This window comes from Methylobacterium sp. J-059 (assembly GCF_022829485.1).
In the GTDB taxonomy this organism is placed as follows: Bacteria; Pseudomonadota; Alphaproteobacteria; order Rhizobiales; family Beijerinckiaceae; genus Methylobacterium.
In genome coordinates this window covers 90,637-104,467 of record NZ_JAKSYA010000123.1, presented here as the reverse complement: position 1 = coordinate 104,467, position 13,831 = coordinate 90,637, and the positions used below count along the sequence as shown (strand labels likewise).

Genomic DNA, 13,831 nt, shown 5'->3' with positions numbered 1-13,831 from the left:
CGGCCGGGGCGCCCCGATTGAACGCCGCCGGTGTTACAGTGTATCACCACGGATTATAGGCCGCGCCACCGGTCCGGGCAACGGATCGACCTTCGGCGCTCGCGCACCCTCGACGAAGATCGTCCCCTTGAGACCCAGATCCCGCACGCCAGCTTCCTCGGCCGCATCGCTGTTCCAGAGCGGCCTGACGTTCCGCCTCGGCCTCGCCGCCGCGCTTGCCGCGCCGCTCTGGCTGGCGATCGCCTGGACGCTGGGCGCGTGACCGCGCGCACGCCCGTGGCCGGCGGCGACATCCGCCTCGACGGACTGACGCTCGGCTACGACCGGCATCCGGCGGTGCACCACCTCGACGGCACCATCCGCCGCGGCGACCTGCTGGCGCTGGTCGGCCCGAACGGCGCCGGCAAGTCGACCCTGCTGAAAGGGCTGATCGGCGAGATCCCCAGCCTCGACGGGCAGATCCACCGCGGCATGCCGGCCCGCACGCTGGCCTACCTGCCGCAGGCCGACGAGATCGACCGCAGCTTCCCCCTGAGCGTCCTCGATCTCGCCAGCATGGGCCTGTGGCACCGATCCGGCGCCTGGCGGAGCCTGCTCGGGCATCGAGGCGCCGTGCTGAAGGCGCTCGACGCCGTCGGGCTGTCCGGCTTCGAGGCGCGGCCGATCGGCACCCTTTCGGGCGGCCAGTTCCAGCGCGCGCTGTTCGCACGCCTGATCCTCCAGGACGCGCAGGTGCTCCTGCTCGACGAGCCGTTCACCGGAGTCGACGCCCGCACCACCGCCGACCTGATCGCGCTGATCCGCACGTGGCACGGCGAGGGCCGGACCATCGTCGCGGCGCTGCACGACCTGGCGCAGGTCCGTGCGTACTTCCCGAAGACGCTCCTGCTCGCGCGGGAGCCGGTCGCCTGGGGCGCGACGGCCTCGGTGCTGTCGCCGCAGAACCTCGCCCGCGCCACCCGCCTGTCGGAGGCCTGGGACGAGGACGCCGCCATCTGCGCCCACGACCATGCCCAAGTCGCCCCGGCACCCGACGGGTCCGGGCACGACGATGGGCACGATCACACGCACGGGCATCGCCATCGCCCGGCCCCACCCGAGCAGCACGAGACCGCGGCGTGATCGATCCCTTCGCGCCGTTCGTCGAGTTCGGCTTCATGCGCCGGGCGTTGGTCGGCTGCCTCGCGCTGTCGATCTCGGCGCCGCCGGTCGGCGTGTTCCTGATGCTCCGACGCATGAGCCTGATGAGCGAGGCGATGAGCCATGCCATCCTGCCCGGCGCCGCCGTCGGCTTCCTGGTGGCGGGCCTGTCGCTGCCGGCGATGACGCTGGGCGGGCTCGTCGCGGGGCTCGCGGTCGCCCTGCTCGCCGGCCTCGTCACCCGCTCGACCGTGATCCGCGAGGATGCGAGCCTGGCCGCGTTCTACCTGATCTCGCTCGCCGCCGGCGTGCTGCTGGTGTCGATGCGCGGCTCGCAGATCGACCTGCTGCACATCCTGTTCGGCACGGTGCTGGCGCTCGACGACCCGGCGTTGCTACTGCTCGGCGGCATCGCGACGGCGACCCTGTTCGGCCTCGCGCTGATCTACCGCCCGCTGGTGATGGAATGCGTCGATCCGCTGTTCCTGCGCACGGTGAGCCGCGGCGGCGGCCCGGTGCACTACGCCTTCCTCGGCCTCGTGGTGATGAACCTCGTCGGCGGGTTCCAGGCGCTCGGCACCCTGCTCGCGGTCGGGCTGATGCTGCTTCCGGCGATCGCCGCCCGGTTCTGGGCGCGCGGGCTCGGCACGCTGATCCCGGCCTCGATGCTGATCGCGGTGGTGGCGAGCTTCTCGGGCCTGAGCCTGTCCTACCATCTCGACCTGCCGACCGGGCCGGCGATCGTGCTGGCGGCCGGCGCGCTCTATCTCGTGTCGATGCTGGCGGGCCCGCGCGGAGGGCTGCTCTACCGCTTGGTGAAGCCGCGGCATCTCGAGGCGTGAGCCGGAGCCGCACGATCGCGGTTCAGAGGTGGACCAGGCTCATGATCCCGGCAACGATCGCGTAGGCGAAGCCGGCATTGAGCAGCACGCCCAGGCTCCCGATCCCGAGACCGACCAGCACCAGGATGCCGTCGCGCTCGACCAGCCCGAGGCCGACGAGGCAGACGGCGAGCCCGAGCGGGATCTGGCCGATCACCGGCGCGGCGACGATCAGCGCCAGCGACAGCGTCAGCAGGGCGATGCCCATGCCGCGCATGCCGAGCGCCGTCTCGAACACGCTGAGCCGTGGCCGCGACCAGCGCTCCAGCCGCCGCAGCACCGGCACGGCGCGCTTGACGGCCCGCTCGACGTCCTTCCGGGCGACCGATCGTCCCAGCAGCGCCTTCGGCAGCCAGGGCGACGACTTGCCGATCGCAATCTGCACGGCCACGAGCAGCAGCAGCAGGCCGCAGACCAGGGGGATCGGCGGCGGCATCGGCAGGCAGTTCGGCAGGCCGAGCAGCACCACGAGCAGCGCGAAGGCACGGTCCCGCAGCACCGCGACGATGTCGCCGACGGTCAGGCGGTCTCCCTCTTGGCTGGCGAGAACCGTGAGGACGTCGGACGTTCGGGCACCGGAATACAAAACGTGGCCGCAGGTTGCTGTCCCGGCGCGGGCTCTAGCCGAGTTCGGCACCGCCGCCAAGCATGAGCCTCGCCCCCGCCCCGGCGGCGCACCGTCCGCGGGAAACCGACAAGCCTGGAAGCTTCAGAAAGGACATATTTCCTTCAGGTTGGCTAGACGATTCATGCGTAACTTGAAGTTACATACTCAGAGTTGCGGTTGATTGTTTCACGGCCGAATGGTGGAAAAATCGACGACCGTCTTTGAAAATGTCGCGACATCTCTCCTGAATCGCCCCATGTTGCGAGCCTTCGAGATATAAGATTTTCATCTTGTATTAGGAGTCATCGGCTTGGCACGGCTCGCGTCCCCGCACCGAAGGCGCCGTCTCGCGGCGGCGGTGGCGTGCCTGCTCTGCACCGTTCCAGCCGCATCCCCCACGGCTCGGGCCGGCGATCTCGACACCCTGCTGTTCGGCAGCCTGGATGCCGGCGCCGCGAATTTCCTGTCCATCGGCGCCAAGATCGCGCTGGACAAGCTCGACCGGCCGGGTTTCGTCGCGCTCGCCAGCCTCGGCGGCGGGCGCCGCAACGAGATGGCGTGCGGCTGCGATTCGTGGGGCAGCGCTCGCCTGTCGCGCTACACCGTGCTCGGCGCGGCGCTGGCGGGCTATCAGTGGTTCCCGGATTGGGGCGTCGTCGCGCTCTATGCCGGGCCGGAGGGTGCGTACGAAGCCCTAACGGACGGGCGCAGCGTGGCGACGCTTCCGATGCGTTGGGGCCTTCGCCTGCACGGCGAGGTCTGGGCGCGCCCGACCGACGAGAGCCTGGTTCAGGCGACCCTGGTCCTGGGCTCGGCGCGCGATTCGGCCTGGTCCCGGATCGCCCTCGGCTATCGCGCCTGGGGCTTCTACTTCGGCCCCGAAGTCAGCCTCTACGCCGACCGGACCGGCTATACGAAGTGGAATTTCGGCGCCCACGCCACCGATTTCGCAGTCGGCATCTACAGTTTTCGCGTGTCGGGCGGCGTACAGGTCGAGAGTACCGAAAGGCGGCCGAGCCCGTACCTCGCGTTGTCGGTCTGGACGCCGTGGTGAGCGATGCTCGACCCATCCGCGGCTGGCCGAACCATGCTACGATTGCCAGCAGCAGACGCAGCGGAAACGCGACGTCGTTCGGTTGGTGATCGTATGGACGCAATCAGCATCTTCGACGCAGAAAGTTCGCTCGGCTCACTTCTCGATGCGCTCGAGGCTGGCCAGGACGTGCTCGTCCTGCGCGACGGCAAACCCGTCGCACGGCTCGTCCCGCCGACCCGTGAAGATACCACGGCCCTGACGGTTGGCGGGCTGCGCGCGTTGCGCGATCGCATCGCCGCCCGCGGTGAAACGTTCAGCCCAGATGAGATAGAGATTTTTCGTAGCGAAGACCGCCGGTGAGCCTCTGCATCCTAGATGCGTCGATGGCCCTCGCTTGGGTCCTGCCGATCGAGAGCGATGCGAGCGATATTCTCGAACAGGTCGCGGCAAAAGGTGCGATCGTGCCTGGCCTCTGGGCTCTCGAGGTCGGGCACGTCCTTCTTACGGCTGAGCGGAAGCGCCGCATCGTAACGGCAGAGAGGACTCAGGCTCTCGAGCTTCTCGCAGCCCTACCGATCTCGATCGATACCGAGACCGCGCGACATGCCTGGTCGGCGACGATGACGCTCGCCGCCAAGCACGGGCTCTCGCTGTACGATGCGAGCTATCTCGAATTGGCGATTCGGTGTTCACGCCCCCTCGCCTCGCGCGATGCGAAGCTCCTTCGCGCCGCGTCCGCCTGCAGCGTTCCAGTTATCGTTTAATCTCGCCCGCCGGCGCATCGGCGCTCAGCCCATCGAGGAACGACGCCGCGTCCGCCGCGATCTCGGCCTTGCGCGCGGGCGGCATCGCGGCGAGCGTGCGATAGGGCATCGACAGGCGCGGGTTGCCTTCGAGGCGGTCGGCGTTGGCGATGAGGAAGTTCCAGTACAGGTAGTTGAACGGGCAGGCGTCCGGGCCGGCCTTCTTCGCGACGTCGTAGCGGCAGGCGGCGCAGTAATCGGACATCCGGTTGATGTAGGCACCGGAGGCCGCGTACGGCTTCGATCCCATCACGCCGCCATCGGCCCACAGCACCATGCCGTGCACGTTCGGCAGCTCGACCCACTCGTAGGCGTCGGCGAAGACGATCAGGTACCATTCTTCGACCTGCGCCGGCGAAAGCCCCGCGAGCAGGGCGAAGTTGCCGGTGACCATCAGGCGCTGGATGTGGTGGGCATAGGCATGGGCCCGCGTCTCGGCGACGACCTGCGCGAGGCAGTTCATCTCCGTCTCGCCCGACCAGTAGAACCACGGCAGGTCGCGCCGCGCGTCGAGGGCGTTGGTCTCGGCATAAGCCGGCATCCGCGCCCAGTAGAGGCCGCGCACGTATTCGCGCCAGCCGAGGATCTGGCGGATGAAGCCCTCGACGCAGTGCAGCGGGGCCGCGCCCTCGCGATAGGCGCGCTCGGCGGCACGGCAGACTTCCTCCGCGGTGAGCAGGCCGGCATTGAGGGGCGGCGAGATCAGCGCGTGGTAGAGGAACGGCGCGCCGGTCTTCATCGCGTCCTGGTAGTCGCCGAAGGTTGGCAGGCCGTCGGCGATGAAGTGCTTCAGGGCCTCGAGCGCGTCGCGGCGGGTCACCGGCCAGCCGAAGCCGTCGAGGTCGCCGAAATGCCCGGCGAACGCCCGGGCGACGAGGTCGAGCACCGCGCGCGTCGTCGCGTCCGGCTCGAAGCGCAGGCGGCTCGGGACGGCATGGCCCCGCGGCAGCTTCTTGCGGTTGTCGGCGTCGAAGTTCCACTGGCCGCCGACGGGATCCTTGCCGTCCATCAGCAGCCCGGTGCGGCGGCGCATGCCGCGGTAGAACGTTTCCATGCGCAGCGCCCGGCGGTCCCCGGCCCAGTCGGCGAAATCGCGGCGCGGGCACAGGAAGCGGTTGTCGTCGCGGATCTCGACCGGGACGGCAAGGTCGTCGCGCCACGCCTGCATCATCGACCAGACCCGCCATTCGCCGGGTTCGGTCACGACGACACGGTCCGGCGCGTGCCGGGCCACCGCGCGCGCGAGCTCGCCGGTGAAGCTGCCGCTGTTGCCGGGATCGTCGAGGCGGACGTAATCCACCGTGACGCCCTCGGCTTCGAGCTCCGCCGCGAAGTGGCGCATGGCCGAGAACAGGAAGGCGATCTTCTGCTTGTGATGGCGGACGTAGGTCGCCTCCGCCATCACCTCGACGATGAGCACCACGTCGGGCGCATCGAGATCGACGAGGCTCGACACGCGCCGGCTGAGCTGGTCGCCCAGCACGAAGCGCAGGGTCTTCCGCCCTGCGGTGTTCCGCGTTGCCAAGCGCCTCAGCCCTTGGTGCGCAGCATCGAGCGGCCGCCGTCGGCGCCGATGATCTGCCCGGTGATCCAGCCGGCCTCGGCCGAGACGAGGAAGGCGGCGAGCCCCGCGATGTCCTCCGGCGTGCCGAGGCGCTGCAGGGCATGCATCGTGGCGATGCCCTGGGCCAGGGTGGCGTTGCCCGTGATCGCGGCGGCGAGCGGCGTCCGGGTCAGTGAGGGCGCCACCACGTTGATGCGCACGTGCGGCGCGAGCTCGGCCGCCAGCGAGAGGGCGAGGCCTTCGACCGCTCCCTTCGCCATGGCGACCGAGGCGTGGGCCGGAAACCCCTGCGCCACCGCGACGGTGGAGAACAGGACGACGCCCGCGCCGGCCTCGCCGGCACCGGCCTTCAGCGCGCCGGCCGCCGCCTGGATCGCCGAGAAGGCGCCGAGCGCGTTGACCCGGAAATCGGTCTCGGCGTCCGCCCGGGTCAGGCGGGCGAGCGGCCGCAGGTTGATGGTGCCGACCGCGTAGATGAGGCCGGCGAGGCGATCGCCTGCCTCCGCGGTGGCCTGAGCGAAGAAGTCGGCGTCGGCGACGTCGCCGGCCGTCACGGTGGTCTCGCCGAGTTCGGCCGCCGCGGCTTCGAGCCGGCCGCGGTCGCGCGCCGCGAGGTGGAGGCCGTAGCCGCGGTGGCGCAGCGCCTCCGCCGTTGCCCGGCCGATGCCGCCCGTGCCGCCGTAGATCAGAACCCGTTGCATGCTCGCCCCCGTCGCCGCCGAACGCCCCTTGCCGGCGGAGACGGTTCGACAAGATGAAGCTAAGGCGTCGTGGAGGACGGAGGAGTCGGTCGAGGCCGGCGCGGCCGTTCCACATGGTCGCATCCCATCGAGACCGCCGGAGAATCCAGGTTCATGAAGTTCGCCTTCGCCGGCATCGATTTCCTCGGCGGCGTGTTCGAGGGCCTGATCGAGGCCGGCTGGACCCCGATCAAGCTGTTCACCCGCCCCTGCGACGGGCTCTACGATCACAACGACGTGGTGGTGGCGCGCGCCCGCCAGCTGCGCCTGCCGATCCAGCTCTCGCGGCTGAAGGCCCAGGATCTCGACGCGCTGAACGCCGCCCACGGCCGCGACTGGGCGCTCGTCGTCGCGGGCTATCCCTGGCTGATCACCGGATGGCGCACCCGCGCGGCCTTCGGCTTGAACATCCACCCCTCGCCGCTGCCGACCGGGCGCGGCCCCTACCCGCTGTTCCGGGCGGTGGAGGAAGCCTACGAGACCTGGGGCGTCACCGCCCACGTGCTCGCCGAGGAGGGCTTCGACACCGGCGACATCCTCGCGCAGGACCTGTTCCCGCTCGACGCCCAGGAAGACCACGAGACGCTGCTGGCCAAGTGCCAGATGGCGGCGCGGCGGCTCGCGACCGGGCCGATCGGCCGCGATCTGCCGGCGCGGTGGCGGCGGCCCGAGCCGCAGGGCGACGGCTCGTACTGGGCGCGCGCGAGCGACGTCGACCGCACCCTCGACTTCCGCGCCGACGTCGCCGCGATCCTGCGTCGGATCCGCGCTTTCGGATCGATCGAGACGCTGGCGCGGCTCGGCGACGCTCGCGTCTACGTCGCGCAGGCCGGCGGCTGGCGCGAGGCGCACAAGCATCTGCCCGGCACCGTCGTCCATCGCCACAGGCGCCACGTCGTGGTCGCGGCCCGCGACGGCTACATCCAGATCACGCGGTGGTCGCCGGTGGGGCTGGCCGAAGCCGGACAGATCGGGCGCTGACCGGATGTCCAGGCGAAGCGGGGGCGATTCCGCAAACAAGAGTTCGGGCCGGACATCGGGGAAGATGATCCGCAAGGGCGACCTGCCGACCAAGCTGTGCGCGCAGTGCGGGCGGCCGTTCGCCTGGCGGAAGAAGTGGGAGCGGGTCTGGGACGAGGTCCGGTTCTGCTCGGATCGCTGCCGAAGCGAGGCGAAGAAGGCCTGAGCCTTCAGAGCCGAGCCAGCATCTCCGGCGTGTCGACGTCGAGCGCGGTCCCGGGCTCTCCCGGAATTTCCAGGACGTCGGCGCGACCCTTCAGCAGCGGCCCGGCGCCGTGATCGCCGGACAGGCTGGCGAGGGCGTCGCCGAGCACGCGCCGATCAAGCAGCACCGGGTTGCCGCGGCGCCCCGCGATCGTCGGCACCACGGCGCTCGGAGCCGGCTTCGCGGCCCGATAGGCGGCGGCGAGGCGATCGATCTGCTCCGGCGTCACCCGCGGCATGTCGCCGAGCAGGATCACCGCCGCATCGGTCTCGGCCGGCAGCGCGGCGATTCCCGCCCGCAGCGAGGTCGAGAGGCCGGAACCGAACGCGGCGTTCTCGACGAAGACGAGGTCGAGATTGTGAAGGACGGCGCGCACGGCCACCGCATGGGCCCCGAGCACGACGACGACCGGACGGGCCCTGGACGCGAGGGCGGCTTCCGCGGCGTGGCGAACCAGCGGCGTCCCGTCGAGCCGCGCGAGCAGCTTCGGTTCGGCACCGAAGCGGGTGCCGCGGCCGGCGGCGAGCAGGACGGCACCGATTCCGATGTCAGGCATCGTCGGCGGCGCTCGGTTCGCCCGATCGCGGCTGCGGCCGTGAGACGATCTCCATCAGCAGTCCGCCGACACCGAGCGCGACGATGTCGGCGCGGGTGACGGGCAGGTCCGCGAGCAGGCGGTGCAGCACCCAGTCGAACCCGTTCTCCTTGGGCGAGCGGGCGCAGCCCGGCGCGCCGATCACCGGAACGTCCCCCAGCGCTCCGAGCAGCAGCAGGTTCCCGGGATCGACCGGCATGCCGAAATGGATCACCGCGCCGCCCGCAGCCGCGATGCCGGCCGGGATCACGTCGCGGCGGTCGGCGATGGCCGAGGCGCCGAACACGATCGCCAGGTCGGCGCCGTCCTGCGCGGTCGCCGCGGCCAGCGCCTCGGCAACCGCGCCGGCCGCGTGCGGAACGCGACGGTCGGCAACGATCTCGGCGCCGGTCGGCGCGAGCCGATCCGCGAGGGCGGCCAGGGTCCGGTCGACGGTGGTCTCCTTCAGGCTCGGCAGCCGCGTCGAGACCACGCCGACCCGGCGGCGGCGATAGGGCGAGACCCGCAACGCGCCGGCCAGCGCGGCGGCGCACGCATGCGCCAGGACCGTTCCCGGCACCGCGTAGGGGATGATCTTGATCGTCGCGACCATCTCGCCGGCCACCACGGGCTTGAACGGCGGCAGCGTCGCCGCGGTGATCGCCTCGTCGACGCCGTTGACCGCATCGATGCCGGCTCGATCCACGACCAGAACGCCGGGCCCGACCGCGAAGAGGTTGCAGCGTCCGGTGAACGGCGGCTCGCAGCGCAGGCCGGTCCCGGCGAGGTGCCGCGCCAGGGTCTCGGCGGCCTCGTCCTCGCCGACGTCGCCCGGCTCCAGGGAAACGGCCACCAGATCGCGCACGCCCTCGGCCGCGAGGCCTGCAATCGTTTCGGGCAAGATCGCCCGGCCCTTGCGCAGGGTCGCGCCGCCGGCCTTGATGGTGTGGGCGGCGATGAGGCCGAGCGCGGAGTCGACCGGAACCGGCCCGAACTTCACGAAGCCGCCTCGCGCGGCGCCCGACGCAGGGCGGCGACGACCTGCGCCATCACCGAGAGCGCGATCTCGGCCGGGCTGACCGCGCCGATGGCGAGCCCGATCGGGGCGCGGATGCGCGCCAGCTGGGCCTCGGAATAGCCGGCCTCGATCAGCCGGACCGCGCGCGCCGCGTGGGTTTTCCGCGAGCCGAGCGCACCGATGTAGAAGCACTCCGCCGAGAGCGCGGCCTTCAGCGCCGGATCGTCGATCTTGGGATCGTGGGTCAGCGCGGCGAGCGCGCAGTAGCGGTCCAGCGGCGGCACCGCGCCGCCGAAGGCCGCGTCCGGCCAATCCGCCACCAGCGCGACGCCCGGAAACCGCTCGGGGCTGGCGAAGGCGGTGCGCGGGTCGATCACCGTCAGCGCGAGGTCGAGCGCGGCGGCCATCGGCACCAGGGCCTGGGTGATGTGCACGGCCCCGACCACGACGAGCCGGACCGGCGGCACCTGGACCGTCAGGAACAGCGTCCGGCCGTCCGCCTCGACGAGGCCGCTCCGGGCTGCGGCGAGGTGCCGACCGAGCGGTTCGGCGAGGGCGTCGGCGGCGATATCGGCCTCCCGAACCAGGCGCTGCCCGCCGTCGGCGATGTCGGTGACGAGGATCGCGGCGCGGCGGGCGGCGCGCTCGGCGTTGAGGCCTTCGAGGATGTCGGCGCGCATGTCAGTCGATCCGCTCGACGAAGATTCGGATGCGGCCGCCGCAGGAGAGCCCGACCCGCCACGCGGTCTCGTCGGCGACGCCGAACTCGATCACCCGCGGCTTGCCGTCGGCGATGGCGTCGGCGGCTTCCGTGATGACGGCGCCCTCGACGCAACCGCCGGAGACCGAACCGAGAAAGTTGCCCTCGCCGTCGACGACGAGGTGGCTGCCGACCGGACGCGGCGCCGATCCCCAGGTCTCGATCACGGTCGCGAGCGCCACGTCGCGGCCGTCGCGTCGCCAGGACGCGGCGGTGTTCAGGATGTCGGCTTCGGTCGAGATCATCGGCGTGCCTCGAAGGCCGCGCGCGCCGGCCTCAGGATGCGGGAGCCCGGTCGCGGGCCGAGAGGTTCAGGTATGGCATCGTGGGCGGGGCGCAAGGCGCGCGCAGCGGCGGTGTTGCACGGAACGCATGACGACCGACTTCACGCGTCGGTGCAAACGCCGGCCGTCGCCGCGTCCAAGCGCTCAGCGCACGCTGCGCCGGGTCGCCACGGTGGCGAGCGCGGCCAGGTCCTTGTCGCCGTCGCCGTGCGCGATCGCGTCGATGAGGTTGTCCCGCAGGACGCTCGCGAACGGCATCGGCACGTTCACCGCCGCCGCGGCGCCGAGGGCGAGGCCGATATCCTTGGCGCCGAGGCGGAGGCCGAAGCCCGGCGGCTCGTAGCGGTTCGCGGCGATCGACGCGCCGTAGCCCTTGTAGACCGGCGAGGCGAACAGCGTGCCGGTGAGCATGTCCAGAAGGTCGGCGCCGGCCACCCCGTGACCTTCGGCGAAGGCGGCGGCCTCGCCCATCGCCTCGATCGCCGAGACCAGCATGAAGTTGCCGGCGAGCTTCACGGCATTGGCCTGATGCGGCTCGGTGCCGAAGCGCCACGTCTTCGTGCCCATCGCGTCGAGGAGCGGGGCTGCGCGGTCGATCGCGCCGGCATCGCCCGCGGCGATGATATTGAGGGCGCCCGCTGCGGCCGCGTCCGGCCGCCCGAACACAGGGGCGCCGACATAGGCGATGCCGGCGCGCGCATGGATCGCGGCCAGTTCCTGCGCCAAGGCGACGGAGATCGTGCTCATCGACAGGTGGATCGCCGGCCGGCCTGCGCTGTCGAGCAGCCCGCCCTCGACGATGACGGAGCGCAGCGCTGCGTCGTCCGACAGCATGGTGATCGCCGCGTCGCCCGCGAACGCCTCGGCCGCGCTCGCCACCGGCGTCGCGCCGGAGATCCCGTGCGCAGCATCCGGGGTCCGGTTCCAGACGCGGACGGTGTGCCCGGCCTCGACCAGCTTGGCCGCCATGGCGCGCCCCATGCGCCCGAGCCCGATGAATCCGACGTCCATGCGCTTCCTGCCTTCCGATGCCCGCTCGGCCTCAACGCCGATCGCGCCGGTCCGATGCAAGGCTCGGCCGTTCATTCCGCCGCGGCGGCGATCCGGGTCTCGGCGGGTTCGGCCGGGATCGCGGCGGCCAGCGGCAGCTCGATCGCGGCGGAGAGGCCGCCTTCCGGGCGATTCGTCAGGGTGAGCCAGCCGTCATGCGCTTCGACGATGGCGAGCACGATCGACAGCCCGAGGCCGAAGCCGCTCGCGTCGTTGAGATTGCGGGCCCGGTCGCCGCGCACGAACGGCTGCAGCATCGCGTCGCGCTCGGCTTCGGGAATGCCGGGGCCGGTGTCGCCGACCACGATGCGGACGCCCCGCGGCGTCTGCTCCATCGAGAGGCGCGCGCCGCCGCCGTACTTGACCGCGTTGTCGACGAGGTTGGTGATCGCCCGCTCAAGCTCGTCGGGCTTTCCGCGGACGAGCACGTGGCGACTCTGCGTGACCACGACGTCGGCGCCGACGTCGCTGAACCCGTCGCAGACCGTCTGCACCACCGAGGCGAGGTCGATCAGCGTCCGGGCGCTCGACGCGCCGCCCTGGCCGTCGCGGACGAAGGATAGGGCCGCCTCGACGAGCGCGTTCATCTGGTCGAGATCGCGCAGCGTCATGATGCGGGTGTGGTCGTCGTCGATGAACTCCGCGCGCAGCCGCAGCCGGGTGATCGGCGTGCGCAGGTCGTGGCTGATCGCGGCCAGCATCTGCGTGCGGTCGTCGATCAGGCGCCGCACGCGGTTGCGCATCCGGTCGAGGGCGCGGGAGACCGCGATCACCTCCCGCGGGCCGGCCTCGGGCAGCGCCACGTGGTCGTCCCCGGTGCCGAAGGCCTCGGCGGCGCCCGCGAGCCGCGCCAGAGGCGCCGTCAGCGCCCGCGTCGCCCACACCGAGAGCAGCGCCAGCGTCAGGGCGAGGAAGATCACGGTGAAGATGATCGCGCCTTCGTGCGGCGGCCTGAGCGGGTCGTCGGGCAGGCTCGCCTGCAGCCGCGCACCGTTCGGCGTCACGATCCCGAGGCGGAGGTAGCCGTCGGCGCGCATCTCCGGCCCGCCGATCTCGACCACGGTCAGCGCCCGGCCGAAGCCGTTGCGCAGGCGGCGGACGACCGGGCGGTTGAGGCCTTCGCCCTCGGCAGCGGTCCCGGTCCAGGGCGCGATCTGAAGGTTCGGCACGCTGCGTGCCGCATTCGCCAGCAGGGCGTCGCGGTCCGGCACGGGAGCGTTGTCGAGGAGGCGGGCGACGATCGCGAGGCGCCCTGCCGCGACGCCGGGATGGTCGTCCGGCTTCCAGGGCTCGCGCAGGAGCACGAAGGCCGTAGTCGCGACCGCGTGCGCGACGACGATCGCGGCCACCACGAGCAGGGCGATCTGCCCGGCGACGCTGCGCGGGCGCAGGCGGCTCCGGATCCGGCCGAACCTCATGAGCGCGTCACCTCCGGCGTGAACAGGTAGCCGCCCGAGCGGATCGTGCGGATGATCTCGGGGTTGCGCGAATCGCGCTCGATCTTCTGGCGGATCCGGCTCACGAGCACGTCGATGCTGCGCTCGAACGGGCCGGCGCTGCGCCCCTGGGTCAGGTCGAGGAGCTGGTCGCGCGAGAGCACGCGGCCCGGGCGCAGGCACAGGGCATGGAGCAGGTCGAACTCCGCGCCGGTGATCGAGATGCGCGCGCCCTCCGCGCTCAGCACCTGCCGCAGCGAGACGTCGAGCGTCCAGCCGACGAAGTGCATCCGGCGCGCGCCCTCCTCCTCCGCCACCTCGTTGCCGGTGCGGCGCAGGACGGCGCGGATGCGGGCCAGCAGCTCGCGCGGGTTGAACGGCTTGGCGAGATAGTCGTCGGCGCCGATCTCGAGGCCGACGATGCGGTCGATCTCCTCGGCCTTGGCGGTGAGCATCAGGATCGGGATCGCTGAGCTCGCGCGCAGGCGCCGGCACAGGCTGAGGCCGTCCTCGCCCGGCAGCATCAGGTCGAGGACGATGAGGTCGACCCGGCCGTCGGCCAGCGCCCGGTCCATCTCCGCGCCGTCGCCGGCGAGGGTGACGCGGCAGGCGTTGCCGCGGAGGTAGCGCGCGACCAGGTTCGCGATCTCGCGGTCGTCCTCGACGATCAGGATATGCGGGCTGGCGGGCGCGTTCATCGGCGGTCGTCTTCG

Annotated in this window: 18 protein-coding genes; 8 read left to right on the top strand and 10 right to left on the bottom strand. The window is 71.6% G+C overall.

What is annotated here, in order from left to right; translation table 11 throughout:
• The first annotated feature begins 127 nt into the window (after nucleotides 1–127).
• Genes MKK55_RS29065 through MKK55_RS17730 form a run of 3 tightly spaced genes read left to right on the top strand, consistent with a single transcriptional unit; the run spans nucleotide 128 to nucleotide 1,982 of the window.
• Nucleotides 128–262 (top strand): hypothetical protein, encoded by a 135-nt coding sequence (locus MKK55_RS29065; RefSeq protein ID WP_279596257.1) that lies wholly within the window; start codon nucleotides 128–130, stop codon nucleotides 260–262.
• Nucleotides 259–1,122 carry a metal ABC transporter ATP-binding protein gene (locus tag MKK55_RS17735; RefSeq protein WP_243936847.1) on the top strand — a complete coding sequence of 288 codons (864 nt, stop codon included), beginning with the start codon at nucleotides 259–261 and terminating at the stop codon, nucleotides 1,120–1,122. The genes MKK55_RS29065 and MKK55_RS17735 overlap by 4 nt, the downstream gene beginning before the upstream one ends.
• A 35-nt stretch (nucleotides 1,123–1,157) precedes the next feature.
• Complete coding sequence (locus MKK55_RS17730) at nucleotides 1,158–1,982, top strand: metal ABC transporter permease (protein ID WP_279592983.1); 825 nt, start codon at nucleotides 1,158–1,160, stop codon at nucleotides 1,980–1,982.
• A 22-nt stretch (nucleotides 1,983–2,004) separates the two neighbouring features.
• Here the strand turns inward: MKK55_RS17730 and MKK55_RS17725 are convergent, their stop codons facing one another.
• Nucleotides 2,005–2,607, bottom strand: a complete 603-nt coding sequence (locus MKK55_RS17725) for an exopolysaccharide biosynthesis protein (protein ID WP_243936881.1) — start codon at nucleotides 2,605–2,607, stop codon at nucleotides 2,005–2,007.
• A 331-nt stretch (nucleotides 2,608–2,938) separates the two neighbouring features.
• Here MKK55_RS17725 and bcsS point away from each other — a divergent pair, with 331 nt between their 5' ends.
• The 3 genes from bcsS to MKK55_RS17710 all read left to right on the top strand — a co-directional run bounded on the left by bcsS (nucleotide 2,939) and on the right by MKK55_RS17710 (nucleotide 4,428).
• Entirely contained in the window at nucleotides 2,939–3,682 is a 744-nt protein-coding gene (gene bcsS, locus MKK55_RS17720) for a cellulose biosynthesis protein BcsS (protein ID WP_243936846.1), read from the top strand.
• Nucleotides 3,683–3,775: 93 nt separating this feature from the next.
• Nucleotides 3,776–4,024 (top strand): type II toxin-antitoxin system Phd/YefM family antitoxin, encoded by a 249-nt coding sequence (locus MKK55_RS17715; protein WP_187275457.1) that lies wholly within the window; start codon nucleotides 3,776–3,778, stop codon nucleotides 4,022–4,024.
• Entirely contained in the window at nucleotides 4,021–4,428 is a 408-nt protein-coding gene (locus tag MKK55_RS17710; RefSeq protein ID WP_147842235.1) for a type II toxin-antitoxin system VapC family toxin, read from the top strand. Before MKK55_RS17715 ends, MKK55_RS17710 begins: the two co-directional genes overlap by 4 nt.
• Here the strand turns inward: MKK55_RS17710 and MKK55_RS17705 are convergent.
• Together MKK55_RS17705 and MKK55_RS17700 are read right to left on the bottom strand one after the other, a co-directional pair.
• Complete coding sequence (locus tag MKK55_RS17705) at nucleotides 4,418–5,992, bottom strand: cryptochrome/photolyase family protein (protein ID WP_243936845.1); 1,575 nt, start codon at nucleotides 5,990–5,992, stop codon at nucleotides 4,418–4,420. The genes MKK55_RS17710 and MKK55_RS17705 overlap by 11 nt on opposite strands.
• A gap of 5 nt (nucleotides 5,993–5,997) precedes the next feature.
• A complete protein-coding gene (locus MKK55_RS17700; protein ID WP_243936844.1) occupies nucleotides 5,998–6,732 on the bottom strand; it encodes an SDR family NAD(P)-dependent oxidoreductase in 735 nt (244 codons plus the stop codon).
• A 153-nt stretch (nucleotides 6,733–6,885) separates the two neighbouring features.
• Here MKK55_RS17700 and MKK55_RS17695 point away from each other — a divergent pair, with 153 nt between their 5' ends.
• Entirely contained in the window at nucleotides 6,886–7,752 is an 867-nt protein-coding gene (locus MKK55_RS17695; RefSeq protein ID WP_147859014.1) for a formyltransferase family protein, read from the top strand.
• Nucleotides 7,753–7,816: 64 nt separating this feature from the next.
• On the top strand, nucleotides 7,817–7,957 hold the full coding sequence (locus tag MKK55_RS17690; protein WP_147728565.1) for a DUF2256 domain-containing protein: 141 nt from the start codon (nucleotides 7,817–7,819) through the stop codon (nucleotides 7,955–7,957).
• Between the two features lie 4 nt (nucleotides 7,958–7,961).
• On the opposite strand, the gene MKK55_RS17685 is transcribed toward MKK55_RS17690, so the two are convergent.
• From MKK55_RS17685 to MKK55_RS17655, 7 genes are all read right to left on the bottom strand, one after another.
• On the bottom strand, nucleotides 7,962–8,552 hold the full coding sequence (locus MKK55_RS17685) for an NTP transferase domain-containing protein (protein ID WP_243936843.1): 591 nt from the start codon (nucleotides 8,550–8,552) through the stop codon (nucleotides 7,962–7,964).
• Entirely contained in the window at nucleotides 8,545–9,570 is a 1,026-nt protein-coding gene (locus MKK55_RS17680; RefSeq protein ID WP_243936842.1) for a molybdopterin-binding protein, read from the bottom strand. The genes MKK55_RS17685 and MKK55_RS17680 overlap by 8 nt, the downstream gene beginning before the upstream one ends.
• A complete protein-coding gene (locus tag MKK55_RS17675; protein ID WP_243936840.1) occupies nucleotides 9,567–10,268 on the bottom strand; it encodes an XdhC family protein in 702 nt (233 codons plus the stop codon). The genes MKK55_RS17680 and MKK55_RS17675 overlap by 4 nt, the downstream gene beginning before the upstream one ends.
• A gap of 1 nt (nucleotide 10,269) precedes the next feature.
• Entirely contained in the window at nucleotides 10,270–10,593 is a 324-nt protein-coding gene (locus MKK55_RS17670; RefSeq protein ID WP_147728569.1) for an XdhC family protein, read from the bottom strand.
• A gap of 183 nt (nucleotides 10,594–10,776) precedes the next feature.
• Nucleotides 10,777–11,643 carry an NAD(P)-dependent oxidoreductase gene (locus tag MKK55_RS17665; protein WP_243936837.1) on the bottom strand — a complete coding sequence of 289 codons (867 nt, stop codon included), beginning with the start codon at nucleotides 11,641–11,643 and terminating at the stop codon, nucleotides 10,777–10,779.
• A 71-nt stretch (nucleotides 11,644–11,714) separates the two neighbouring features.
• A complete protein-coding gene (locus MKK55_RS17660; protein WP_243936835.1) occupies nucleotides 11,715–13,100 on the bottom strand; it encodes an ATP-binding protein in 1,386 nt (461 codons plus the stop codon).
• On the bottom strand, nucleotides 13,097–13,816 hold the full coding sequence (locus MKK55_RS17655) for a response regulator (protein WP_147728697.1): 720 nt from the start codon (nucleotides 13,814–13,816) through the stop codon (nucleotides 13,097–13,099). Before MKK55_RS17655 ends, MKK55_RS17660 begins: the two co-directional genes overlap by 4 nt.
• Nucleotides 13,817–13,831 lie beyond the last annotated feature (15 nt).

Excerpts from the sequence above, each read along its gene's own strand:
- MKK55_RS17730 (WP_279592983.1), top strand. The coding sequence starts at position 1,158 with ATGCGCCGGGCGTTGGTCGGCTGCCTCGCGCTGTCGATCTCGGCGCCG.
- MKK55_RS17715 (WP_187275457.1), top strand. The coding sequence starts at position 3,776 with ATGGACGCAATCAGCATCTTCGACGCAGAAAGTTCGCTCGGCTCACTT.
- MKK55_RS17700 (WP_243936844.1), bottom strand. The coding sequence starts at position 6,732 with ATGCAACGGGTTCTGATCTACGGCGGCACGGGCGGCATCGGCCGGGCA.
- MKK55_RS17695 (WP_147859014.1), top strand. The coding sequence starts at position 6,886 with ATGAAGTTCGCCTTCGCCGGCATCGATTTCCTCGGCGGCGTGTTCGAG.
- MKK55_RS17690 (WP_147728565.1), top strand. The coding sequence starts at position 7,817 with ATGATCCGCAAGGGCGACCTGCCGACCAAGCTGTGCGCGCAGTGCGGG.
- MKK55_RS17685 (WP_243936843.1), bottom strand. The coding sequence starts at position 8,552 with ATGCCTGACATCGGAATCGGTGCCGTCCTGCTCGCCGCCGGCCGCGGC.
- MKK55_RS17675 (WP_243936840.1), bottom strand. The coding sequence starts at position 10,268 with ATGCGCGCCGACATCCTCGAAGGCCTCAACGCCGAGCGCGCCGCCCGC.
- MKK55_RS17670 (WP_147728569.1), bottom strand. The coding sequence starts at position 10,593 with ATGATCTCGACCGAAGCCGACATCCTGAACACCGCCGCGTCCTGGCGA.
- MKK55_RS17665 (WP_243936837.1), bottom strand. The coding sequence starts at position 11,643 with ATGGACGTCGGATTCATCGGGCTCGGGCGCATGGGGCGCGCCATGGCG.
- MKK55_RS17660 (WP_243936835.1), bottom strand. The coding sequence starts at position 13,100 with ATGAGGTTCGGCCGGATCCGGAGCCGCCTGCGCCCGCGCAGCGTCGCC.
- MKK55_RS17655 (WP_147728697.1), bottom strand. The coding sequence starts at position 13,816 with ATGAACGCGCCCGCCAGCCCGCATATCCTGATCGTCGAGGACGACCGC.